The sequence below is a fragment of the Bradyrhizobium altum genome, from assembly GCF_020889705.1.
Lineage (GTDB): Bacteria > Pseudomonadota > Alphaproteobacteria > Rhizobiales > Xanthobacteraceae > Bradyrhizobium > Bradyrhizobium altum.
Genome location: NZ_JACMYP010000066.1, coordinates 1 through 21,636 on the forward strand (window position 1 = coordinate 1; position 21,636 = coordinate 21,636).

Below are 21,636 nucleotides of genomic sequence, written 5' to 3' on the forward strand. Positions count from 1 at the left end.
CGCGTGCAGCGCGCCCGCGAGCGTGCCGTGCTTGGCGCGCTCGCCGCTCTCGCGCAGATCGACCAGCAGGATATCGGGCCGGCCGAGGCTCGCGATGGCGTCGCGCGCATTGAGAGAGAGGCCTTCTTTGGCCAGCTCGTCCTGGTGCAGGCCGACATGCATGTTGGCGGGCACCACGACGTCCATCAGCTTCGGGTTCGGCAAATTGAGGTTGTTCATCAGCTCGACATAGTCGTCGATCGATTTCACCTGCAGCCGCGGATTGTAGCGCTTCTCCTCGCCGATCGTGGAGACGGTGTCGCCCTTGTAGTCATGCGCGGGGAACACCAGGGTTTCCTCGGGCAGCTTGAGCAGGCGGTTGAAGATCGAATCATACTGCGCCCGCGCGCTGCCGTTCTGGAAATCCGTGCGGCCGGTGCCGCGGATCAAGAGCGTGTCGCCGGTGAAGACGCGGTCGCCCATCAGATAGCTGTAGGAATCGTCGGTGTGGCCGGGCGTGTACAGCGCCTCGAGGCAGAGGCCCTCGATCGTCACTCTGTCGCCGTCGGAGACGCGCATCGACACCACGTCGGCCTTGCTCTGCTCGCCCATGATGGTGATGCACTGGGTGCGGTCACGCAGCTCGCCGAGGCCGGTGACGTGGTCGGCATGGAGATGCGTATCGACCGCCTTGACCAGCCGGAGGTCGAGTTCCTGCAACAGCTTGCAGTAGCGGTCGGCCTTCTCCAGCACCGGATCGAGGATCAGCGCCTCGCCGCCGGCGCGGCTCGCGAGCAGATAGCTGTAGGTGCCGGACACGCTGTCAAAGAGCTGGCGAAAGATCATGACGGCTTACCTGTTCTCCGGGTCGACTCGTGAGGAGGATATTATTCCATAGATAGGGCCGATTCAAAGCAAATCCATCCCCTGAGCCAATCCGTCACCGTCACCCTGAGGAGCCGCGAAGCGGCGTCTCGAAGGGTGAACGGCCCGGCTCCTTCCGCGGGAGGGGTTATGCGCGTTCAAGCATCGGGGCCGTGCATCCTTCGAGGCTCGCTCCGCTCGCGCCTCAGGATGACGGGTTTGGCTGGATACGGGCCCTTACGGCCGAACGTAACTCCAGCCCTGCTCCTGCAGCTCCATCAGATGGACCACACCTGACGGTACGATGGTGGCATCCGAGACGACGGAGATCGCGTGGCCCTCGGCCTTCTCCATGCCCTGCCTGGTGTTGTTGCAGGCGGAGAACTGGATCTTGCCCGGGAAGACGAAATCCTTGAGCCGCCTGACGCGGTCCTGCGCCGGCGAGGTATCGCTGCGCAGCATGTGCACGCCGGGGCCGTAGGTGACGATGTCGACCTCGACGTCCTCGTTCCTGGCGCGGTAATATTCGATCACGTTGGTCGCGTTGTTGAGCGCGAGATTCATGATCTGCGGGTCGTTCTGGTCGACCTGGATCGTGATGCGGTGCGGCTTGTCGGTGGCCAGTGCGCTCGCTGTGAAGGCAAGCGAAAGCACGACGGCGGCGGCGAGACGGCGAAGCATGACAGGGTCTTTCATGTGACCGCCGCTCTCTCCGTCATTGCGAGGAGCGAAGCGACGAAGCAATCCATTCTGTCCTTGCGACAAAGCATGGATTGCTTCGCTTCGCTCGCAATGACGGCGGGGTTAGGGACGGACCAGCGTGTATCCGTTCTCGGTGAGAAGCAGGATCTGCGCGACGCCGACCTGCACGGGGGTGGCGGCTGCGATGTAGTCGGGCCGCTTGCCGGCGTCGCGCTCGATCGTGTCGACGGTGTTGAGGCAGATGTCGACCCGCGCGCCCTGCGCGACCAGACTCTCGACCAGCTTGCGGTTCGCATTGTCGGGCTTGAGCAGCTCGATGCCGGGGCCGAAGGCGACGATCTCGACCGCGACCTTGTCGGGGTCGTAGTGCTTCATCAGATTGCTCGCGACGCTGATGACGAGGCCCTGCTTCTTCGGATCGTTGTCGGAGAGCTGCAGCACGACCTTGTGCTCGGCGAACGGTTTGTCCTGCAGCGGCGCGAGCTGGGCGCGGGCGAGCGGCGCTGTCAGCGCGACCGCCGCAAGGCCGAGCGCCGCGATGAACGCGCGCCGCGTCATCCGTGCCTCGCAATGCCCGGATTGTCCTCGACGCCTTTCAGCGTCACGCCAGGTTCGTCGCGGTTCGGCGGCCGGCCGGAGCGCAGATGCTTGGCCACGACATCCCAGATCGGGGCGCCGTTCTGCTGGTTGACCGAGGCCCAGCCCGCGACCTTGTAATGCTTGCCGGCTTCGAGATGCTTGCCGTTGCCGAGCTTCAGCTCGGAAATGCGCTTGCCGACGGTCTCGCCCGGCGTGCAGGTGTAGGCGAGGCCGCCGACGCGGACCATGTCGCCGCCCTGCTGATAATAGGGATCGACGTTGAACAGGTTGTCGCAGACGTCTTCCAGCACATCCTTGATCTGGCTGCCGGTCATGGTCGCGACGTAAGTCTCGGGATAGGTGATCGCGGTTTCCGACAGCACGTCTTCCATGGTCAGCGGCTGGCCGGCGAGCGTGGTGAGGCCCCAGCGGAAGCCGGGTGACAGCGCGATCTCGGCGTTGAGCTCGTTCAGCAGCGCGTCGCAGATCAGCTGGTCGACGGTGCCGGTGAAATTGCCGCGCCGGTAGAGCAGACGATCGGCCGTGCCGAGCTTGTCGCTCCATTCGTCGGCATGCGGATCGCGCATCTTGTCGATCAGCGTCTGCATCGCGGGATCGGGCTTCAGGAGCTCGGCAAACACCGGCAGCAGCCGGTAGCGGACATTGGCGACCTTGCCCTTGGCGAGGTCGAGATCGAGCACGCCGATGAACTTGCCGTTGGAGCCGGCATTGGTGACCAGCGTGACGCCGCCGGCATTGGTCACCGTGATCGGGATCGGGATCGCGTCATGGGTGTGGCCGCCGAGGATGACATCGATGCCGGTGACGCGGCTGGCGAGCTTGAGGTCGACGTCCATGCCGTTATGCGACAGCAGGATCACGGCCTCGACCTTGTCGTTGTTGCGATGGCCGTCGACGAGTTTTTGCAGCTCGTCGTCGCGGATGCCGAACTTCCAGTCCGGCGTGAAGCGCTTGGGGTGTGCGATCGGCACGTAAGGAAAGGCCTGGCCGATGATCGCGACGCGATGGCCGCCGATCTCCTTGATGACAGACGGCTTGAACACCCGCCCCGAGGCCGGATCGAACGCCTTGGCATCGTTGAACGCGGCCTCCTCGGTCAGGAACACGTTCTGCGCCAGAAACTCGCCCTTGAAGCGGGAGAGATTGTCGCGCAGCACCTCTTCGCCATAGGTGAATTCCCAATGCCCGGTCATCGCCTCGATTCCGAGCAGGTTGGCGGCCTCCACCATGTCGGCGCCGTTCATGGCATTGGCGAGCCCGGTGCCCTGCCAGAGGTCGCCGCCGTCGAGCAGGATCGAACGCTTTTCGCCGACATCGGCGCGCAGCTTGTCGATCAGCGTCTTCAGATGGGCAAAGCCGCCGAGCCGGCCGAAGCGGACGGCGGCCTTCTCGAACTCGACGCAGGTAAAGGCATAGGCATCGGCGCTGTCGGGCCGGATGCCGAAACGGTCGAGGAACGCCTTGCCGACCAGGTGCGGCGGCTGGCCGGCCATCGCACCGACGCCGATATTGACGCCGGGCTCGCGGAAGAACACCGGCTTCAGCTGCGCATGGGTGTCGGTCATGTGCAGGATGCGGGCGTTGCCGAAGCGTTCGAAGTCGTAGACGCTGGCGGTATCGGCACTGCGCGCGAGGCGGGGCAGGCCGGCCACAAGCGTTGCGGCGGCCGAAGCTGTCAGGAAATCCCGGCGGCGGATGATCATCACTCTCTCCGCGCGACCCCCGTGGCCTGCGCGCCTTTAGCGAACTTCCATGTCCTTCCAGCGTTCCTTTTCGCTGGTGGCCTGGAAGATCGATGCCTTTGCCAGCGCCTCGGCCTCCTTGGCCTGGGCGACTGCGGTGTCGAAATCACCAGCCTCACCGGCCTTTTTTGCGGCGGATAGCGTCGAGGCTGTCGTGGTCCACTGGTTGCGCAGCAGGCCTGCTTCCTTGTTCGCGGCCTCAGCCGCGGCATAGGCCGCCTTGTAGTCGGCTTCGGAGGCGGCGAGGGCTGCGGTCGCCGTCGCGATCAGCAGGGCTGACGCCGCGAAGATCGCTCTGACGGCCGCGCTCATGGCCTTGCTCCCGGCCCCGAAATCGGCAGGCCATTGCTGACATAGGACAGGTAGTATTCGAGGTTGCGGTACTCGTCGTCCTGCGGATTGAGCGGCACACCGCGGATCTGGCTGTTGCAGGTGGTGAAGCGGCGACTGGTCGTGCCCATTCCTGACCATTCCGAGCGGTAGATTGGCATCGCGTTCAGGATGCCGAGTGCCGGCGCCAGCACCTCGGCGCGGATCCGCTCGCCCGGGCTCTGGATGTGGCAGGTGGCGCAGGAGAAATTGAGCTGGCCGCGGCGGGTGTAGAAATACTCCTTGCCCTTCTGATAGGCCTCCAGCGCGCGCGGATCGTCCGGGATCTTGATGTCCATCGGCTTGCCGCGCGAGGTGAAGGCCATGTAGGCGGTGAGCGCCGCCATGTCGTCCTTCACATAGGAGAACGGCGCCTCGCCATTGGCCTCGCGGCAACGGTTGAGCGCGAGCTCGAGCGTGACGACCTTGCCTTCCTTCTCGTCGAAATAAGGATAGTTCTGGCGGATGCCGATGCCCTGGTTCGGGAAGCAGTCGGCGTAGGTCTTGCCGTTCTTGAACGGCGTCGAGAACATTTCCTTGCCGGCCTCGAGCGAGAACTCGTAGGGCGGAAACTGCTCCTTCTCTTCCCACTGCTTGTGCAGGTCCTCATTCATCGAATAGGGACCGTTAACGAAATCCTCTAGCTTCAGCTTGGGGAATTTGTTGGTGAAGAATTTCTGGAAGGCGGCCTTGTCGGCGGCGGGATCGACGGCGCCGGCTGCGTGCGCGGCCGGCGCCAGTGCCAGCACGCCGAGCGCAAGCGTCGCGACCAGATTTTTGTTCTGACGCGTTTTCTTCACGCGAACCGGCGTCCACTTCGCTCGAAAACGCTCCAGAGTGCGGATTGCCGAGCGCCGCGTCATTGAATCTTCGCCGTCGTGGTGTCGGTCGCGCCCTTGTTGTCGATCCAGCTGACCGTCAGGTCGTCGCCTTTCTTGCCGCCCTTGAAGGCGAACTTGACATAGGGATCCTTGGAGACGCCGCCGCCCCAGTCGGCGACGAACACCGGCTTGCCGTCATACTCGAAGGTCAGCACCTGGATGAAATGCGGCGGGATGATCTCGCCCTTGGCGTCCTTGACGAAGCCGGAATCCATCGGATGCTGGATCAGCGCCTGCACCTCGGTGGTGTCGCCGTTTGATGTGGCGCGCACGCGAATGCTCGATGCCATCTTGATTGTCCCTCGATTGAGCTCAGCCGCCGCAGCCGCCAACGGTGACCTTGATTTCCTTGCTCGCGCTGTAGAGCTTGCCGCCGGCCTCGACGATCACGGTGACGTTGCTGGTCTTGGCCATCTTGATGCGGTTGGCGACGCTCGGCAGCGTGCCGGCCGGAATCCTGTACGTCGCGATCAGCGAGATCGGGTTCTCGCTGGCCAAAAACGAGATCGAGGTGACGTCGGCCAGCGTCGTGGTCGCGGAGATCGGCACCACCGCGCCGTTCTCGGCGATCTCGGGTGCGTCCATCTTGACCTTGTCCGAGGGCTCGGCGGTCTTGCCGTAGAGCGCCTTGATCGCATCAGCCTCGTTCTTCTGCTTGAACGCCTCTTCCGGATATTTGTCGTTGGCGGCGGCGAGCGCCTGCGGCACGTCGAACGGAATGACGCCGAGGCCGATCAGCGCGGCGACGCCCGCGCCCTTCAACACCAGGCGGCGCGTTCCGGAAAATTCGCTGGTCGTGATGTTCATCGAAAAAATCTCCTCAAGCTGATGTCGCCGCGTCACAGCGTCTCCAGGAAGTCCACCACCGCGCCGATTTCCTTCTCGCTCAATATCCGGTTGCGGCCGAACGGCGGCATCACCGTTTGCGGGTTGCGCTTGGTCTCATCGGTCACGATCGCGATCAGCTCGTCGCGGCTGTATTTCGCCTTGAGGCCGGTCAATTCGGGGCCGATCGTGCCGGGCAGCTCGCCGCCCTTGATGACATGGCAGGTCAGGCAATTGCCCTTGCCGCGGTCGAAGGCGAGCTTTTGGCCCTCGGCGGCGGATTGGGCCTGCGCGGGCGCGGCCATGGCGGTGCCCGCCAGCAGCGCCAGGACGAGGGCTGGCTTGGAGAAAGTGGCGATCAAGGACGTTTCCCGGGCTTCAATCTCGATGATCCCATCGCAATATAAAGAGTGGAAAGCACAAAGGCCATCGGCTGGCAACTCGGAGAATAGGCGCGTCGCGACGGGGTTAATGCCAGAGCGACATAGACGAAGTTAGACCCGTCACCCCCGCGCAACGGCTTTGCCGTTGTCGCTGGAGGTGCGAGCGGAGCGAGCCTCGAAGGGTCGACGGCCCGACTGTGGCCGTGCATCCTTCGAGGCTCGCAAGAGCTCGCACCTCAGGATGACGGGTTGGGCGGTATGCGATGCAGGTTCCGCTTTTGCGGGTGGTATCTACACGATTTGCGTGGCTGTTCTGACGGAGAAGCGTAGTGGCGGAGTTCGTGGTGGAGTTCGGCAAGGACGGCAGGCCGGTCGAGGCGGACGGGCGGCTCGACGCGGCAGCGTTCCACCGCAATCACCAGCCGATCTGGGCGGTCCTGAAGGACTACCTTGCCGGCCGATCCGGCGACGTGCTGGAGGCCGGCAGCGGCACCGGCCAGCACGTCGTCTATTTCGCCGGTCAGACGCCCCACATCATTTGGTGGCCGAGCGACCTCCATGCCGCGCACCTGCGCAGCATCGAGGCCTGGCGCGCGCATGCCGGCCTGCCAAACATCCAGCCGCCGCAACCGATCGATCTGTCCGACCCCGCCTGGTCGCCGGCGCCGCTGGACGGCAAAGGTCCGGACAAACTGCTCGCGATCTTCTGCGCCAATGTGATCCACATCGCGCCGTGGCGGGTGGCCGAGGGCCTGTTCGCCGGCGCCGCACGGCATCTGCGCGCCGACGGCCGGCTGTTCCTCTACGGCCCGTTCAAGCGCGGCGGCAAGCACACCGCGCTCAGCAATGCCGTGTTCGACACGTCGTTGCGCGAACGCGACGCCGAATGGGGCGTGCGCGACATCGCCGATCTTGAGAGGCCTGCGGAGAGCGTTGGGTTGAAGCTGGCCGGTGCGTTCGACCTGCCGGCCAATAACATGATCCTGATGTTTGTGCGGCGATAGCCGCACGCGCGGGGTTGATTACGCTTCTGCGAGGCGGCGCGCGATCAATTCGACTGAGAAACTGAGGAAGTCGCGATTGTCGAGACCTTTGGAGTCTTCGGCGACGCTGGTCAGCAAGGCGTCGCCCGCCAATGCGGCTTGCATGTGGGCCGCACTCAGGAGTGCGATGGCGTGCTGCGTGTCCGAAAGCCTCGGCGTGGGCCGTTTGGCTTTGCGCGCGACCTCGATCCGCGCCCGATGAACCCGTTCGACCAGCGGCTTGAACATGCCGGATCCCTTTGGTCGCCATCCGGCCAAGCTGAGCCAGACCGCGAGCCTGGCGGCCCGTTCGTTCGCGTAGGCGCGCTGAAGGAGTCGGCTGAGGGCAGCGACGTCGATCTCGTCGGGCGCCCAGGACTCGATGGTCGTCGCGATGTCGTCGACCAGCCGGCGGCCGATGCGGCGCAGGAGCGCGTCCATCAGGGCTTCCCTTGTGCCAAAGTGGTAATGGATGGCCGCATCGGTCATGCCGAGATCAGCGGCGATGCGCTGGATGCGCACGCCCTCGGGGCCCTCATCGTGCAGTCGCCGTTCCGCGGCATCCAGGATCGCGAACTTCGCCGCTTGCGGCGTTCGTCGTTGTCGCGTGGCCATTGACTTCCCGCATCTCGTGAGTCTTACTTAGGGTACCCTAAGTAAGAGGATTGGTCATGGACGAATGGCATCCCGAGGCGCTGGCGACAATAGTCGATCGGCTCGGGATCGCCGCAACCGACCTCACGCCGCCGCGTTCGCGGAAGCTTCGCGTGCCGTATGGACCGAACATCCATCTGCTCGATTGGGGCGGCGAAGGACCTCCGGCCGTGTTGCTGCACGGTGGCGCGCTCACCGCCCAAACCTGGGACTATGTCGCCGTGGCCTTACGGGACGATTTCCGCCTGCTTGCGCTGGACATGCGCGGTCACGGCGCCAGCGACTGGACTGACGCTTACACCATCGAGAGTTATGCGAAGGATCTCGTTGCGGTCCTCGACGGCCTGCAGATCGAGCGCGCGCACATTGCCGGCATGTCGCTGGGTGGAACGGTCGGATGCGAATTTGCGCTGTGCTACCCGGAGCGCACCGAAAGCCTTGCGATGATCGATGTGGTCTCGCGGCCGGTGTTCGCCGCAACGGCACGGATGCGCGCCTTCATCTCGGATTTTCCCGGTGCCGCGACGGTGGACGATGTGGTGGAGATGGCGCTTGCGGTGAGCCCGAGGAGCGATCCGGAACGCCTTCGTTACCGGATGCGCGCCCTGTTGAAGCGCGGTCGTGACGGGCGCCTGATGTGGAAGCGCGACCAGCGCCGTCCGGCGGATTATGCCGCCATCCTGGAGCATCTCGCCGGTTTCGAGGCACGCGTACAGGACATCGCCGTCCCGTTTCTCCTGGCGCGCGGCGGTGAAAGCCTCATCGTCAGCGAAGATGCGGCCCATGAATTCACGGCGCGCTTCCGCGAGGGGCGGTGCGTCAGCATCGCGGGCGCGGGCCACAATGTTCAGGAAGACAATCCGCGCGATCTGGCCGATGCGCTGAAGGCATTCTGGACCGGACGCCTGCCCGGGTACGGCGAAAAGTGGCGCACTATGCGGAGCCCATCCTCGGGCCGCGCTTTGCGCGGACCGATCGGCTAACGCGCGTTGCGAGGCTCAGTCCCAGGCCAGGCACCATCCATCCCCGCGCAGCCAGCAGCGTTCGTCGGGAATCTCGGCGTCGCGATAGAGCTGCGTCACCTTCTGCCAACCACCGCGCGCGAAGGCTTCGGCCAACAGCTTTTCAGACACCTCGTCGCGACCGCCGTCGCACGGAATGATCGCGACCGGTGAGATCCAGGTGGCTTGATACTGTGCGCCCTCGCGCCGGACACGGAACACCGCGCCAGAGCGCGCGATCTGCTCCGGCGCACCGCCCTTGAAGCCCTCGTCCGACGTCAGCGGCAGGATCAGGCGGCCGCCGTCGGCAAGCCCGTCGAGCCATCGTGCGGCCGGCCGGGTGCAGCCGGCGTTGACATAGATCACGTCGGCTGGATCGAACGACGCGCGCGTGCCGTCCCCCGCGATGATCTCGACATTCGGATAGGGGGCGAGATTGGCGCGGGCGCGCGCGGCAAGCTCAGGGTCGTATTCGATGCCGGTCACGCGTCCGGACGGTCCGGCCAGATGCGCAAGGAGCGCCGTGTAGTAGCCGGTGCCGGTTCCGACGTGCACCACGTGCTCACCCGCCGCGGGCGCGGCGTGGTGCATGAGATAGGCGTGCAGCGACGGCTGGCCGTTGTTGAGGCGCCGCTCGGGCCGCAAGGCGACCAGATCGTTGGTGTAGAGATAGACCGGATCGGCGTCGGGCGTCGGCATGTAGTCGCTGCGCCACCCGCGCAGCATCAACCACGGTCCCGGACCGACGAAGTCCTCGCGGGGAACGGCGGCGAAGGCCTCCATCACCCGCGCGTCGACGACGTTGGCGGCGGCCAGGATCTGCCTGGCATAGGCCGCGCGGACGATGCGGAATTCGGTTGTTTGCCGGTCCATGGCGGGCGCTCTCCAACGACTCGCACGTTGTGTGATTTGACACACCGATGTGTGTGAAATAGCATACTTCGACGACGGAGGCCAGAATGAAGAGACGGCTTTATCCGGCGGTGCTGGAGCGCGGTCCGCGCGGCGCGTTCGGGGCGTGGTTTCCCGACTTTCCCGGCTGCGTCGCCGGCGGCAAGTCGCAGGAAGAGGCGATCGAGCGGGCCGAGCGGGCCCTGGCGCAGGCGGTGGACGGCTGGGTCGAGCAGGGTCGCGCGCTACCGGAGCCGACGCCGATCGAGCGGATCGTGCCGCCCAAGGGCTCCGACGTTGCCGCCTTCTTTATGGTCGGCGTCGATCCGCCCGATCCGTCCGAGCGGGTGAATGTCTATCTGCCGAAAAGCCTGATTGCGCGCATCGACAAGCGCGCCGCCGAGCTCGGCATGAGCCGTTCGAGCTTCTTCGGCTTTGCGAGCTCGCTCGCGCTCGAATGGCCGGGCGGATATCCGCGCGGCGCCCCGATCGAGCCACGCTCCAAGGTGCACAAGACCGGCGCGCTGCGCGCCGAGAAGCGGCCGGGCAAGAAGCCTGTGCGGTAGGTGGTTGATCACCGAGCGACAAGCTTTCTCACCGTCACCCTGAGGAGGCCGCAACGCGGCCGTCTCGAAGGGTCGACGGCCCGGCTGGTGGCCGTGCATCCTTCGAGGCTCGCTCCGCTCGCACCTCAGGATGACGGGAATAATAGAGGTGCGGGGCTGCGATAGCGCGGGAGAGCAGGGCTATCTCTTGTGCGCCTCCCGCATGGCCTACGTCCGTTTGCGCCGGTTGATCGGCCTGCACCTGCTCTCCATAGTGCGCGCGATTGGAGGCTCCCGCCGGGGCTTCAAGGCGGGACGACCGATGATCGACGTGACGGCTGCGGACGAAATCAGCGATGACGCGCGGGCGCGCAGCAATGTGTGGCGGCTTGCGGCGGCGCAGGCGCTGACCGGCGCCAATTCGGCCGTGATCTTCGCCACCGGCTCGATCGTCGGCGCGACGCTGGCGCCCGACATCTCGCTCGCGACGGTGCCGCTCTCGATGTATGTGCTCGGGCTTGCCGCCGGCACGCTGCCGACCGGCGCGATCTCGCGCGCCTATGGCCGGCGGGTCGCCTTCATCGTCGGCACCTTCTGCGGCACGCTCACCGGTGCGCTCGGCGCCTGGGCGATCCTGCACTCATCGTTCTGGCTGTTCTGCGGCGCCACCTTCCTCGGCGGGCTCTATGGCGCCGTCGCGCAGTCCTATCGCTTTGCCGCCGCCGACGGCGCCAGTGTCGCGCTCCGGCCCAAGGCGGTGTCGTGGGTGATGGCCGGCGGCGTGTTCGCCGGCGTGCTCGGGCCGCAGCTCGTGCAATGGACCATGGATATCTGGCCGCCTTATCTGTTCGCATTCTCATTCGTGATGCAGGCGCTGGTCGCGCTGGTGGCGATGGCGGTGCTGTCGGGTGTCGACGCGCCGAAGCCCGCGGCGGCGGATCTGCACGGCGGCCGCCCGCTGGGCGAGATCGCCAGACAGCCGCGCTTCATTGCCGCCGCGCTGTGCGGCGTGATCGCCTATCCGATGATGAATCTGGTGATGACCTCGGCGCCGCTCGCCATGAAGATGTGCGGGCTGTCGGTCAGCGATTCCAATTTCGGCATCCAGTGGCACATCGTGGCGATGTACGGCCCGAGCTTCTTCACAGGCTCGCTGATCGCCCGCTTCGGTGCGCCCGTCATCGTCGCGCTCGGGCTGGCGCTGGAGGCGGTCGCCGCGATGATCGGGTTGTCAGGGATTACGGCACCGCACTTCTGGGCCACGCTGTTCGTGCTCGGCGTCGGCTGGAACTTTGCGTTCGTGGGCGCCTCCGCGCTGGTGCTGGAGACGCACCGGCCGCAGGAACGCAACAAGGTGCAGGCGTTCAACGATTTCCTGGTGTTCGGCATGATGGCGATCGGCTCGTTCTCGTCGGGCCAGCTGCTGGCGCATTACGGCTGGAACGCCGTCAACATGGTGGTGTTTCCGCCGGTGCTGCTCGGGCTTGCCGTGCTGTCGCTGGCGTCATTCGCCAAGCGGCGGGCGAAATTGCGCGCGGTGGAAGAAATCCCGGATCCCAGCATCTAAGCTTGTTGTTTGAGCATGATCTTTTCGGAAAACCGCTTCGCACTTTTCCGGATCATGCTCCTGCTGCCAATTGCTGACACTTCGACCGGCTTCGAAATGACCGGCTTGCAAGGCTGCTCACATCGTGGGAACGGATTGGTCCGGCCATGACGATGTGAGAAGCAAGAGCAAGAAATGGACGCATCATCACCCACGCTGCATGACGAATCCTCGCTCGGCTACGAGGGCTGGCGCATCGTCGTCGTCTGCTTCCTGCTCGCGACCTTCGGCTGGGGATTGGGCTTCTACGGCCAGAGCGTCTATGTCGCCGAGCTGCAGCGGTTGCACGGCTGGCCGGCGTCGCTGATCTCGTCGGGCACGACGTTCTTCTATCTGTTCGGCGCCGCGCTGGTTGCGTTCGTCAGCGAGGCGATCAAGGCGTTCGGTGCGCGCAGCTGCCTGATCGCGGGCACCCTCGCGATGGCGGTTGCGGCGGTCGCGATCGGCGAGGTGCGCGAGCCCTGGCAGCTCTATCTCGCCGATGCGCTGCTGGCATTCGGCTGGGCCGGCACCAGCCTCGGCATCATCACCAACACGCTCGGCCTGTGGTTCGACAAGAAGCGCGGCATGGCGATCAGCCTGGCGCTGAATGGCGCCAGCTTCGGCGGCATCGTCGGCGTGCCGCTGCTGGTGGCGGGAATCGGCACGTTCGGCTTCTCCGGCGCGATGATCGCGGCCGCGGCGGCGCTCGTCGTGGTGATGGTGCCCGTCATTCTGATCCTTGTCGGGCGGCCGCCGGTGCATCTGCACGCGGTGACTTCAGCGGCGGCCGCCGCGCCGTCGGCGACGCAGGTGCGCGCCCGCGCGCTGCGCGACATCCGTTTCCTTTCGGTCTCGATTGCCTTCGCGCTGGTGCTGTTCGCCCAGGTCGGCTTCATCGTGCATCTGATCGCCTATCTCGATCAGGTGATCGGGCGCGAGCGCGCGACGGTGGCGATGGCGCTGTTGACCGCGATGGCGGTGGTCGGCCGCGTCTCGTTCTCCTTCGTGATCGACCGGCTCAACCAGCGGCTGGCGTCGGCGCTGTCCTTTGTCAGCCAGGCGATCGCGCTTGTCATCATCATCAATGTGCACAACGACATCGCGCAGATTGCCGCTTGCGCGCTGTTCGGCTTCTCGGTCGGCAATCTGATCACGCTGCCGGCGCTGATCGTGCAGCGCGAGTTCGATCCGCGCGCATTCGGCGTGCTGGTCAGCCTGATCACCGCGATCAACCAGATCACCTACGCCTTCGGCCCCGGCGTGATCGGGCTGCTGCACGACCTTTCGGGCAGCTACACGCTGCCGTTCTACGGCTGTATCGGTCTCGAACTGATCGCGGCGGTGACGATCATGATCGGCCGAAAAGCGTAGCCCGGATGAAGCCAACGGGTCGCGCGAACGCGCGCCCGATGACAGGCTCCGCGTAATCCGGGAACTGTATCACCTCATAGAGAGAACCCCGGATTTCGCTGGCTGCATCCGGGCTACGATTTCACCTTGCGTCGCGCCTTCCCCGCCTTGTTCGGCTCGCCGATCTTGCGGGCCGCCGCGACCCGCAGCAGGCGGCGGAATGTCGGGCATTCCATATGGCTCGGCGCGGGACAGACGGCGGCGTGGCGCAGGCCGTCACGCATCGCGTTGAGCCGGCGGATCGTGCGGTCGAGCTCGTCGGCCTTGGCCGCCAGCGCGCGGCGGTCGATGCGCGGCCTGCCGTCGGGTGCGAACATTCTCGCGATCTCGTTGAGCGAGAAGCCGGAGGCGCGCCCGAGCGCGATCAGCGCCAGCCGGTCCAGCACGGCCGGATCGAACAGCCGGCGCAACCCGCGCCGTCCATGCGAGGCGATCAGCCCCTTTTCCTCGTAGAAGCGCAAGGTCGAGGCGCGGACGCCGGACAATTGCGCCACCTCCGCGATGTCGATGTCCCGCATGGCCTTGACCTCAAGTTCACTTGAACTGGCAGTGTGCCGCCAGGCGCTTGGGTAAGGCAAGCATCAGGACAGGCAAATGGCAAAGGAAGAGATCATGAGTACCGCATCGCGGGCCGAGGACGAGCAGGTCAAACTCTGGAACGGCGCTGCCGGACGCGCCTGGGTCGAGACACGCGACGTGCTGGAGGGGATGTTCAAGCCGCTTGAAGAGCTGCTCGTTCAGGCCGTGGTCGATGCCGCGGCCAGCCATGTGCTCGATATCGGCTGCGGCACGGGCGCCGCGACATTCGCCGTCGCTGACGGGCTCGGCCCGCAGGGGCATTGCACCGGCATCGACATCTCCGAACCGATGATCGCGGCGGCGCGTGACCGCGCGGAGCGGGAAGGGCGGCCTGCCGGTTTCATCTGCGCCGACGCGCAGACCCATGGCTTTGCACTGGCGAGCTTCGACATCATCATCTCGCGTCTCGGCGTGATGTTCTTTGCCGATCCGGTGCAGGCCTTCGCCAATCTGCGCCGCGCGGCCCGGCCGGGTGCGGCGCTTCGCTTCATCGCGTGGCGCGGTGCGGCCGAGAACCCGTTCATGACGACGGCGGAGCGGGCGGCAAAGCCGCTGCTGCCGGGTCTTCCGGCGCGGCGTCCCGATGCGCCGGGGCAGTTCGGCTTCGCGGACCGGAACCGGGTCGCGCGCATCCTGGAGGACAGCGGTTGGGGCGCGATCGCGATCGAGCCGGTCGATGTCGCCTTGCGCTTTCCGGCATCGGAGCTGACCCGTTATGTGAGCCGGCTCGGCCCGGTCGGCACGATGCTGCAGGGGATGGAAGAGCCGCGTCGAACGCAGGTGATCGAGGCCGTGCGCGGTGCCTTCGATCGCTACGTCCATGGCAACGAAATTCGCTTCACCGCGGCCTGCTGGATGGTCGCGGCGCGAGCGCCGGTGGAGGCCGCTCATGTTTGACGCCGTTGAGTTTCTGGCGCGTGCAATGCTGATCGGGACCGGCGCGACGGTCGTGATGGATATCTGGGGATTGGTCCGCAAGCGGCTGCTCGGCATCCCGTCGCTCGACTATGCCCTGGTCGGCCGCTGGCTCGGCCATCTCGCATCCGGGCGCCTGCGCCACGACCGCATCGCCGCCTCGCCGCAGGTCGCGGGCGAACGGGCGATCGGATGGGCGGCGCATTATCTGATCGGGATCGGCTTTGCCGGCGTGCTGCTTGCGATCTTCGGCCTTGATTGGGCGCGGCAGCCCAGTATCGTTCCGGCTCTGATGGTCGGGATCGGCAGCGTGGCCGCGCCGCTTCTGGTGATGCAGCCCGCGATGGGCGCCGGCATCGCCGCGAGCCGGACGCCGCATCCATGGGCCGCGCGGCTGCAGAGCCTCCTGACGCATGCGGTGTTCGGCGCTGGGCTCTACGCGGCCGGCTGGCTGACGGGCCTATTGCTGTACCCGTAGCCCGGATGGAGCGAAGCGTAATCCGGGAACAGTATTACCTCATGGAGCGAACCCCGGATTTCGCTGCGCTTCATCCGGGCTACAAACTCCATCCGCGCTACGGAATTACGCCGCCCGCTGCTTCAGCAGATCCTCGAGGTCCAGCCGGCGCGTGAACATCGAAAGCTTGCCGTCCGCGCTGCGCGGCCATTCGGCTTCGGGCCGGTCCCAATAGAGCTCGACGCCGTTCTCGTCGGGGTCGCGCAAGTAGAGCGCCTGGCTGACGCCGTGGTCGCTGGCGCCGTCGAGCTGGATGCCGGCCGACAGCACGCGATGCAGCGCATCGGCGAGTGCCGGGCGGGTCGGATAAAGGATGGCGGTGTGGAACAGCCCGGTGGTGCCTGATGGAGGCGGATGGCCGCCCTTGCTCTCCCAGGTGTTGAGGCCGATGTGGTGGTGATAGCCGCCGGCCGAGATGAAGGCCGCGTCCGTGCCCATGCGCTGCTGCAACTCGAAACCGAGCACGCCGCAATAGAAGCCGAGCGCGCGCTCGAGATCGGCGACCTTGAGGTGCACATGCCCGATCCGCGTGCCCGCGATGATGGGGGGATTTTCTGGCATGAACTGGCTCCGTTGGCATCAACGCCTTGCCGTCAGGGGGAAGGCTTCGCCGCCTGATATAGTCCGGATTTGCTGGGGCCGGAGCAATCCATCCTGAAACGCAGCGTTTCCGAACGGCGCCACGGTCGGCTGAGCCTAGCAGAGCTCCGACAACTCGCCGCCCGGCAGCTGGAAATCGAACGTGTTCAGCGTCATCGACACCATGGTGTAGTAGCCGCAGAGGCCGATCACCTCGACCAGGCCGCGCAGGCTCAGCACCTCGACCGCCTCGTCATACAGTCCCTTCGGCAGGCCGTGACCTTCGTGCAGCGCCTTGGCGACGTCGTAGATCATCCTGGCCTTGGGATCGTCGAAGCTCGGCGTCCGGCGCACCCGAATGTCCTCGATGATCTTCGGGTCGAGGCCGCCCTTCAGCGCGAGGCGCTTGTGGGCATACCATTCGTAATGCGCGGTCCAGTGCCGGGCGGTGACGAGGATCGCGATCTCCGACAGCTTCGGCGGGAAAACCGTGTCGAAGCGCAGCACCTCGCCGAGCCGTGTGGCATGCCGCGCCATCTCCGGGCTGTTCAGCCAGGCCATCATCGGCGCCGGTGGCGCGCCGCGCTTGCCGGAGATCGACTCGTCGTAGGTTTCTTTCTGGGCGGGGTTCATTTCGCTAGGCGAAAGCAGCTTCAGCCGCATGTCCGTTTCCTCTTGTTTTTCAATCGTTACCCCGTTTTGGCGATACACCCGATCGCGTGAGGTGAGTAGCGACGCCAGAGCATGGCGCGGCTGCGAGGCATATTGAACTCCGCGGCCGCGCGGGGCTAAGGTCGATTCCAATTCGACGATTTTGACTGGAAACGCACCATGGCTGACCTCGAGAAATTCCGCGCTGAGACCCGCGCCTGGCTGGAGCAGAACTGCCCGGCGGAGATGCGCAAACCGATGACCTCGGATGGCGACACCTTCTGGGGTGGCCGCAACACGAAATTCTCGTCGGACGCGCAGCGGGTCTGGTTCGAGCGGATGCGCGACAAGGGTTGGACCGTGCCGCATTGGCCGAAGGAATATGGCGGCGGCGGCCTCGACGGCGAGGAAGCCAAGATCGTGCGCCAGGAGATGGCGGCGATCGGCGCGCGTCAGCCGCTGACCTCGTTCGGCATCTCGATGCTCGGACCGGCGCTGCTGAAATACGGCACCGAGGAGCAGAAGAAGGAGCACCTGCCGAAGATCACCGCGGGCCTGATCCGCTGGTGCCAGGGCTATTCCGAGCCGAACGCCGGCTCCGACCTCGCCTCGTTGCAGACCCGCGCGGTGGGCGACGGCGATGACTACATCATCAACGGCCAGAAGATCTGGACGTCCTACGCCAACTATGCCGACTGGATCTTCTGCCTGGTGCGCACCGATCCCGCGGCCAAGAAGCACGACGGCATCAGTTTTATTCTCTTCGACATGACGTCGAAGGGGGTGTCCACGAAGCCGATCCTGCTGATCTCGGGCTATTCGCCGTTCTGCGAAACCTTCTTCGACAATGTCCGCGTGCCGAAATCGCATGTGGTGGGCACCGTCAATCGCGGTTGGGATGTCGCGAAATACCTGCTGCAGCACGAGCGCGCGATGATCTCGGGCATGGGCGAGCGCGGCGTCGGCCGTCCGCTCGGCCAGATCGCGGCCGACTCGGTCGGCGCGGACGCGCAAGGGAAGCTCGACGACGCCCAGCTGCGCAGCCAGATCGCGAACTTCGAGGTCGACGAGGCCGCGCTCGCCGCGGCGGCGGAGCGCGCGGTCGATCTCGCCAAGGCCGGCCAGTCGCATCCGGCGTTCTCGTCGGCGATGAAATATTACGGCACCGAGCTCAACAAGCGGCGCTACGAGATCCTGATGTCGGCGGGCGGCATCGACGCGCTGGAATGGGAGAGCGACCGCTCCAGGGGCGGCGCCCGTCCGCGCGCCTGGCTGCGCACCAAGGCCAACTCGATCGAGGGCGGCACCTCGGAGGTGATGCTCGGCATCGTCGCCAAGCGCATCCTCGACCTGCCGGGCGCGTGAGGCACCGCTTCACCATGCGTCATTCCGGGGCGCGACGCAGTCGCGAGCCAAGATGTGCAATTGCACATCTGGGAATCCATACTCCCGATCGTGGTTATGGATTCCGGGCCTGGCCCTTCGGGCCATCCCGGAATGACGAACTCAACATCGTCTGAATTTGAATTATCGAAGAGCGGAATCAATCCATGGCCCTCGTCCTCACCGAAGAACAATCCATGCTGCGCGACAGTGCGCGCGGTCTCATCAGCGACAAGGCGCCGGTGGCGCATCTGCGCTCTTTGCGCGACAGCAAGGACACCACCGGCTTCTCGCGCGAGCTCTGGAAGACCTTTGCCGAGATGGGCTTCTCCGGCCTCCTGGTGCCGGACACCTTCGGCGGCAGCGGGCTCGGCTGCGTCGAGGCCGGTATCGTCATGGAGGAGATCGGCCGCACCTTGATGCCCTCGCCGTTCCTCGCGACCTCCGTGCTTGCCGCATCGGCGCTGTCGCGCGGCGGCAGCGAGGCGCAGAAGGCGCAGCATCTGCCGAAAATTGCCGACGGCTCGCTGCTCGCCGCGCTCGCGATCGATGAAGGCGCGAAGCATCGCCCGCTGCAGACCGAGCTGCAGGCCACGCGTTCCGGCAACGGCTTCAAGCTGTCCGGCGACAAGGCCTTCGTGGTCGATGGCCACACCGCCGATCTCCTGATCGTCGCGGCGCGCACGGCCGGCAGCGCCGGCGACAAGAACGGCTTGACGCTGTTCCTGGTCGATCCGAAGGCGAAGGGGCTCGCGGTCGAGCGCACCGCGATGGTCGATTCGCACAACGCAGCGCGAATCGTGTTCGACAATGTCGAGGTCAATGCCGACAGCGTGCTCGGCGAGGTCGATCAGGGCTTTGGGCTGCTCGAGGGCGTACTCAATATCGGCCGTGGTGCCGTCGCATCCGAAATGGTCGGTCTCTCCGAAGAGGTGTTCGGCCGCACCGTGACCTATCTGAAGGAGCGCAAGCAGTTCGGCAAGGCGATCGGCGAATTCCAGGCGCTGCAGCACCGTGCCGCTGAGCTCTACATCGATATCGAGATCACCCGCGCCGCCGTTCTGAAGGCTTTGCAGTCGCTGGATACGGATATCGAGAAGGCCGCCACCGCGGTTGCGGTCGCCAAGGCGCGCGCCGGAACCACCGCCACACTTGCGGTCCAGGAAGGCGTGCAGATGCATGGCGGCATGGGCATGACCGACCAGTTCGATATCGGCTTCTTCATGAAGCGCGCCCGCGTCTGCCAGGAGCTGTTCGGCGACAGCAATTTTCACACCGACCAGCTGGCGAGCGGCAAGGGGTACTGAGCGCGACGCGCCGTCGTTGCCACGCAACACACCGTCATCGCCTGGCTCGACCGGGCGATCCAATATTCCAGAGGCGCTTGTGCTTGAGCGGAGAGGCCGCGGCGTACTGGATCACCCGCTTTCGCGGGCGATGACAGTTGAGCGTGCGGTAGCAGCGGTGGTCTTAACCGGCGCTGTCGATCAGCGGATCGGCGGCGCGTACTGGACACCGCCGGCGTTCCAGAGCTGGTTCATGCCGCGCGGAATCTTCAGCCTGGAATCGGCGCCGACGTTGCGGTCGTAGACCTCGCCGTAATTGCCGACATGGCGGATGATGCGCACGGCCCAGTCCTTGGTCAGGCCGAGATCCTCGCCGTAGGAGCCCTCGGTGCCGACCAGGCGCATGACTTCCGGCTTCTTCGACTTCAGCGCCTCGTCGATGTTCTTCGAGGTGATGCCGAGTTCTTCGGCATTGATCATGGCGTAGAGCGTCCACTTCACGATCATCATCCAGTCGTCGTCGCGCAACCGGACCACCGGCGCCAGCGGCTCCTTGGAGATGATGTCGGCCAGGATGGTGTGGTCGCTCGGCTTGGAGAGGTTGAGCCGCAGCGCATAGAGCTGCGAGGCGTCCGACGTCAGCGTGTCGCACTGGCCGGTGTCATAGGCCTTCACGACATCGTCCAGCTTGTCGAACTTCATCTCCGTGTACTTCATGTTGTTGGCACGGAAATAGTCGGCGAGGTTGAGCTGCGTCGTGGTGTTGGCCTGCACGCAGACCTTGCTGCCGTTCAGGTCGAGCGCGGAATCGATGTTGCGCGAGCGCGGCAGCATGAAGCCCTGGCCGTCATAATAGGCGACCGCCGGGAAATAGAGGTCGTAATTGGTCTCGCGCGACATGCTCCAGGTGGAGTTGCGCGAGAGGATGTCGACCTTGCGGTTCTGCAGCTCCTTGAAGCGTTCGCTGGCGTCGAGCGGAACGAATTTCGCCTTGGACGGATCGTCGAAGATCGCCGAGGCCACCGCGCGGCAGAAGTCGACGTCGAAGCCGGTCCAGTTGCCCTTGTCGTCCGGGATCGAGAAGCCCGGCAGGCCCTTGTTGACGCCGCACAGCACGTCGCCGCGGCGGACGGTGCGCTTCAGCGTGCGGGTGTCGTAACGCTCATAGGTGATGGCGGCGGCCGCAACCAGCGCGGCGACCGCGAGCCCGATCGTCAGGCCGCCTCGAAATGTACGCATGGGTTCTCTCTCGCGAATGATCGGGGAAAAACAGGTCGGATATCGAAGGCGGGTGGGTCGAGATTACAGTTCGGGCTTCTGCCGGATGATCACCTTGGTGCCGACGGGAACGCGATTGTAGAGATCGGCGACGTCGGCGTTGACCAGGCGGAAGCAGCCGGACGAGATCGCGGTGCCGATGGTGTCGGGCCGGTTGGTGCCGTGGATGCGGTACACCGTGGTGCCGAGATACATCGCGCGCGCGCCGAGCGGATTGCCCGGGCCGCCCGCCATGAAGCGCGGCAGATAGGGCTGGCGGGCGATCATTTCCGGCGGCGGGGTCCAATCCGGCCACTCGGCCTTGCGGGTGATGGTCACCAGCCCCTGCCACGTGAAGCCGTCGCGGCCGACGCCGATACCGTAGCGGAGCGCACGGCCGTTGCCCTGCACGAGATAGAGATGGCGTTCGGCGGTGGAGACGATGATGGTGCCCGGCGCCTCGTTGGTCCGGTAGTAGACGACCTGCTTCTGCCATTCCGGGTCGAGCTCGTAACTGTCGTCGGCGACCAGGCCCGGCTCGTCGGCATCCGGCCGGCTCTGGGCAAAGCCTTGCGACGTTGACAGCACGAGCGCGCCCGTGGCGATCAACATCCAGACCAAGTGACGAAGTTTCGTCATGCAAAGCTCTCCTTGTGGCGCGCGGCCAATGGTTGCTCCACCCAAATCGCGGTAGGCATCAAATCTCAGCGGCAGCTTGATGGCAAGTTTAGGGCGGGCGTCACACTATATCACTGTAATGCTTCTGTTTTTTGTCATTGGACCCGTGGCACGCCGCGTGGGCGGCCTTATTTCGGCGCAATCCAGAGTCGCAACGCGAAAGAGACCAGGGTCACGGTGCCGACGCCGCCGAGCCAGAGCGCTGCGAACCACAAAAGGCGCTGGCCGAGCGGCCGCTGATTCGGCACGAGAGCCATTTCCGTTGCGATGGAATCGGAACGAGGCTCTCGATTCTCTTTTTGACGCGTTTTCTTGACGCGAACCGGGATCCACTT

The 21,636-nt window shown here is 65.4% G+C and carries 26 protein-coding genes; 9 read left to right on the forward strand and 17 right to left on the reverse strand.

The genetic code is table 11. The features are described from left to right. The 9 genes from H8B02_RS18065 to soxX form a co-directional block, all read right to left on the reverse strand. On the reverse strand, nucleotides 1–825 hold an 825-nt coding region (locus H8B02_RS18065), incomplete at its 3' end, for an MBL fold metallo-hydrolase (RefSeq protein WP_229167469.1). 255 nt (nucleotides 826–1,080) lie between these two features. Next, nucleotides 1,081–1,539, reverse strand: a complete 459-nt coding sequence (locus H8B02_RS18070) for a DsrE family protein (RefSeq protein WP_229167470.1) — start codon at nucleotides 1,537–1,539, stop codon at nucleotides 1,081–1,083. A gap of 108 nt (nucleotides 1,540–1,647) precedes the next feature. Next, nucleotides 1,648–2,103, reverse strand: a complete 456-nt coding sequence (locus H8B02_RS18075) for a DsrE family protein (protein WP_229167471.1) — start codon at nucleotides 2,101–2,103, stop codon at nucleotides 1,648–1,650. Then, nucleotides 2,100–3,848: a thiosulfohydrolase SoxB gene (soxB, locus tag H8B02_RS18080; RefSeq protein ID WP_229167472.1), complete on the reverse strand. Its 1,749-nt coding sequence runs from the start codon at nucleotides 3,846–3,848 to the stop codon at nucleotides 2,100–2,102. Before soxB ends, H8B02_RS18075 begins: the two co-directional genes overlap by 4 nt. Before the next feature lie 36 nt (nucleotides 3,849–3,884). After that, nucleotides 3,885–4,199 (reverse strand): hypothetical protein, encoded by a 315-nt coding sequence (locus H8B02_RS18085; RefSeq protein ID WP_229167473.1) that lies wholly within the window; start codon nucleotides 4,197–4,199, stop codon nucleotides 3,885–3,887. Next, on the reverse strand, nucleotides 4,196–5,029 hold the full coding sequence (soxA, locus tag H8B02_RS18090; protein ID WP_376711675.1) for a sulfur oxidation c-type cytochrome SoxA: 834 nt from the start codon (nucleotides 5,027–5,029) through the stop codon (nucleotides 4,196–4,198). The genes H8B02_RS18085 and soxA overlap by 4 nt, the downstream gene beginning before the upstream one ends. Nucleotides 5,030–5,115: 86 nt before the next feature. Further along, nucleotides 5,116–5,427: a thiosulfate oxidation carrier complex protein SoxZ gene (gene soxZ / locus H8B02_RS18095; RefSeq protein ID WP_092122527.1), complete on the reverse strand. Its 312-nt coding sequence runs from the start codon at nucleotides 5,425–5,427 to the stop codon at nucleotides 5,116–5,118. Nucleotides 5,428–5,449: 22 nt separating this feature from the next. Further along, nucleotides 5,450–5,944: a thiosulfate oxidation carrier protein SoxY gene (gene soxY, locus H8B02_RS18100; RefSeq protein ID WP_229167474.1), complete on the reverse strand. Its 495-nt coding sequence runs from the start codon at nucleotides 5,942–5,944 to the stop codon at nucleotides 5,450–5,452. 32 nt (nucleotides 5,945–5,976) lie between these two features. After that, nucleotides 5,977–6,267: a sulfur oxidation c-type cytochrome SoxX gene (gene soxX, locus H8B02_RS18105; protein ID WP_229167500.1), complete on the reverse strand. Its 291-nt coding sequence runs from the start codon at nucleotides 6,265–6,267 to the stop codon at nucleotides 5,977–5,979. 407 nt (nucleotides 6,268–6,674) lie between these two features. On the opposite strand from soxX, the gene H8B02_RS18110 reads away from it, so the two are divergent. After that, the gene (locus H8B02_RS18110) at nucleotides 6,675–7,349 is read left to right on the forward strand and encodes a DUF938 domain-containing protein (RefSeq protein ID WP_229167475.1); all 675 of its coding nucleotides are present in this window, start codon (nucleotides 6,675–6,677) and stop codon (nucleotides 7,347–7,349) included. A gap of 18 nt (nucleotides 7,350–7,367) precedes the next feature. Here the strand turns inward: H8B02_RS18110 and H8B02_RS18115 are convergent, their stop codons facing one another. Continuing rightward, nucleotides 7,368–7,982, reverse strand: coding sequence for a TetR/AcrR family transcriptional regulator (locus tag H8B02_RS18115; RefSeq protein WP_233287682.1), 615 nt, complete (start codon nucleotides 7,980–7,982; stop codon nucleotides 7,368–7,370). A 56-nt stretch (nucleotides 7,983–8,038) separates the two neighbouring features. Between H8B02_RS18115 and H8B02_RS18120 the strand changes: the two genes are divergently transcribed. After that, entirely contained in the window at nucleotides 8,039–9,004 is a 966-nt protein-coding gene (locus H8B02_RS18120) for an alpha/beta fold hydrolase (protein ID WP_229167477.1), read from the forward strand. A gap of 15 nt (nucleotides 9,005–9,019) precedes the next feature. Here the strand turns inward: H8B02_RS18120 and H8B02_RS18125 are convergent, their stop codons facing one another. Then, on the reverse strand, nucleotides 9,020–9,895 hold the full coding sequence (locus H8B02_RS18125; RefSeq protein ID WP_229167478.1) for a protein-L-isoaspartate O-methyltransferase family protein: 876 nt from the start codon (nucleotides 9,893–9,895) through the stop codon (nucleotides 9,020–9,022). 86 nt (nucleotides 9,896–9,981) lie between these two features. On the opposite strand from H8B02_RS18125, the gene H8B02_RS18130 reads away from it, so the two are divergent. The 3 genes from H8B02_RS18130 (at nucleotide 9,982) to H8B02_RS18140 (ending at nucleotide 13,417) form a co-directional block, all read left to right on the forward strand. After that, entirely contained in the window at nucleotides 9,982–10,479 is a 498-nt protein-coding gene (locus H8B02_RS18130) for a type II toxin-antitoxin system HicB family antitoxin (protein ID WP_229167479.1), read from the forward strand. A 301-nt stretch (nucleotides 10,480–10,780) separates the two neighbouring features. Continuing rightward, entirely contained in the window at nucleotides 10,781–12,025 is a 1,245-nt protein-coding gene (locus tag H8B02_RS18135; RefSeq protein ID WP_229167480.1) for an MFS transporter, read from the forward strand. Nucleotides 12,026–12,199: 174 nt separating this feature from the next. Beyond that, the gene (locus H8B02_RS18140; protein WP_229167481.1) at nucleotides 12,200–13,417 is read left to right on the forward strand and encodes an MFS transporter; all 1,218 of its coding nucleotides are present in this window, start codon (nucleotides 12,200–12,202) and stop codon (nucleotides 13,415–13,417) included. A 113-nt stretch (nucleotides 13,418–13,530) separates the two neighbouring features. On the opposite strand, the gene H8B02_RS18145 is transcribed toward H8B02_RS18140, so the two are convergent. Further along, a complete protein-coding gene (locus H8B02_RS18145; RefSeq protein ID WP_229167482.1) occupies nucleotides 13,531–13,974 on the reverse strand; it encodes a helix-turn-helix domain-containing protein in 444 nt (147 codons plus the stop codon). Nucleotides 13,975–14,068: 94 nt separating this feature from the next. Here H8B02_RS18145 and H8B02_RS18150 point away from each other — a divergent pair, with 94 nt between their 5' ends. Together H8B02_RS18150 and H8B02_RS18155 are read left to right on the forward strand one after the other, a co-directional pair. Next, nucleotides 14,069–14,932 (forward strand): class I SAM-dependent methyltransferase, encoded by an 864-nt coding sequence (locus H8B02_RS18150; protein ID WP_229167483.1) that lies wholly within the window; start codon nucleotides 14,069–14,071, stop codon nucleotides 14,930–14,932. Beyond that, on the forward strand, nucleotides 14,925–15,428 hold the full coding sequence (locus H8B02_RS18155; protein WP_229167484.1) for a DUF2938 domain-containing protein: 504 nt from the start codon (nucleotides 14,925–14,927) through the stop codon (nucleotides 15,426–15,428). Before H8B02_RS18150 ends, H8B02_RS18155 begins: the two co-directional genes overlap by 8 nt. A 105-nt stretch (nucleotides 15,429–15,533) precedes the next feature. Here the strand turns inward: H8B02_RS18155 and H8B02_RS18160 are convergent, their stop codons facing one another. Further along, nucleotides 15,534–16,028 (reverse strand): VOC family protein, encoded by a 495-nt coding sequence (locus tag H8B02_RS18160; RefSeq protein ID WP_229167485.1) that lies wholly within the window; start codon nucleotides 16,026–16,028, stop codon nucleotides 15,534–15,536. Between the two features lie 135 nt (nucleotides 16,029–16,163). Further along, nucleotides 16,164–16,709 (reverse strand): carboxymuconolactone decarboxylase family protein, encoded by a 546-nt coding sequence (locus H8B02_RS18165; protein ID WP_229167486.1) that lies wholly within the window; start codon nucleotides 16,707–16,709, stop codon nucleotides 16,164–16,166. A 168-nt stretch (nucleotides 16,710–16,877) separates the two neighbouring features. Here H8B02_RS18165 and H8B02_RS18170 point away from each other — a divergent pair, with 168 nt between their 5' ends. Further along, complete coding sequence (locus H8B02_RS18170; RefSeq protein ID WP_207833719.1) at nucleotides 16,878–18,062, forward strand: acyl-CoA dehydrogenase family protein; 1,185 nt, start codon at nucleotides 16,878–16,880, stop codon at nucleotides 18,060–18,062. Between the two features lie 185 nt (nucleotides 18,063–18,247). Beyond that, nucleotides 18,248–19,387, forward strand: a complete 1,140-nt coding sequence (locus H8B02_RS18175) for an acyl-CoA dehydrogenase family protein (protein WP_229167487.1) — start codon at nucleotides 18,248–18,250, stop codon at nucleotides 19,385–19,387. A gap of 180 nt (nucleotides 19,388–19,567) precedes the next feature. Here the strand turns inward: H8B02_RS18175 and H8B02_RS18180 are convergent, their stop codons facing one another. From H8B02_RS18180 to H8B02_RS18190, 3 genes are all read right to left on the reverse strand, one after another. Then, the gene (locus H8B02_RS18180; protein WP_229167488.1) at nucleotides 19,568–20,605 is read right to left on the reverse strand and encodes an amino acid ABC transporter substrate-binding protein; all 1,038 of its coding nucleotides are present in this window, start codon (nucleotides 20,603–20,605) and stop codon (nucleotides 19,568–19,570) included. Between the two features lie 63 nt (nucleotides 20,606–20,668). After that, nucleotides 20,669–21,262 carry a L,D-transpeptidase gene (locus tag H8B02_RS18185; RefSeq protein WP_229167489.1) on the reverse strand — a complete coding sequence of 198 codons (594 nt, stop codon included), beginning with the start codon at nucleotides 21,260–21,262 and terminating at the stop codon, nucleotides 20,669–20,671. A gap of 167 nt (nucleotides 21,263–21,429) precedes the next feature. After that, nucleotides 21,430–21,558 carry a DUF2474 domain-containing protein gene (locus tag H8B02_RS18190; RefSeq protein ID WP_092122578.1) on the reverse strand — a complete coding sequence of 43 codons (129 nt, stop codon included), beginning with the start codon at nucleotides 21,556–21,558 and terminating at the stop codon, nucleotides 21,430–21,432. Nucleotides 21,559–21,636: the final 78 nt, after the last annotated feature.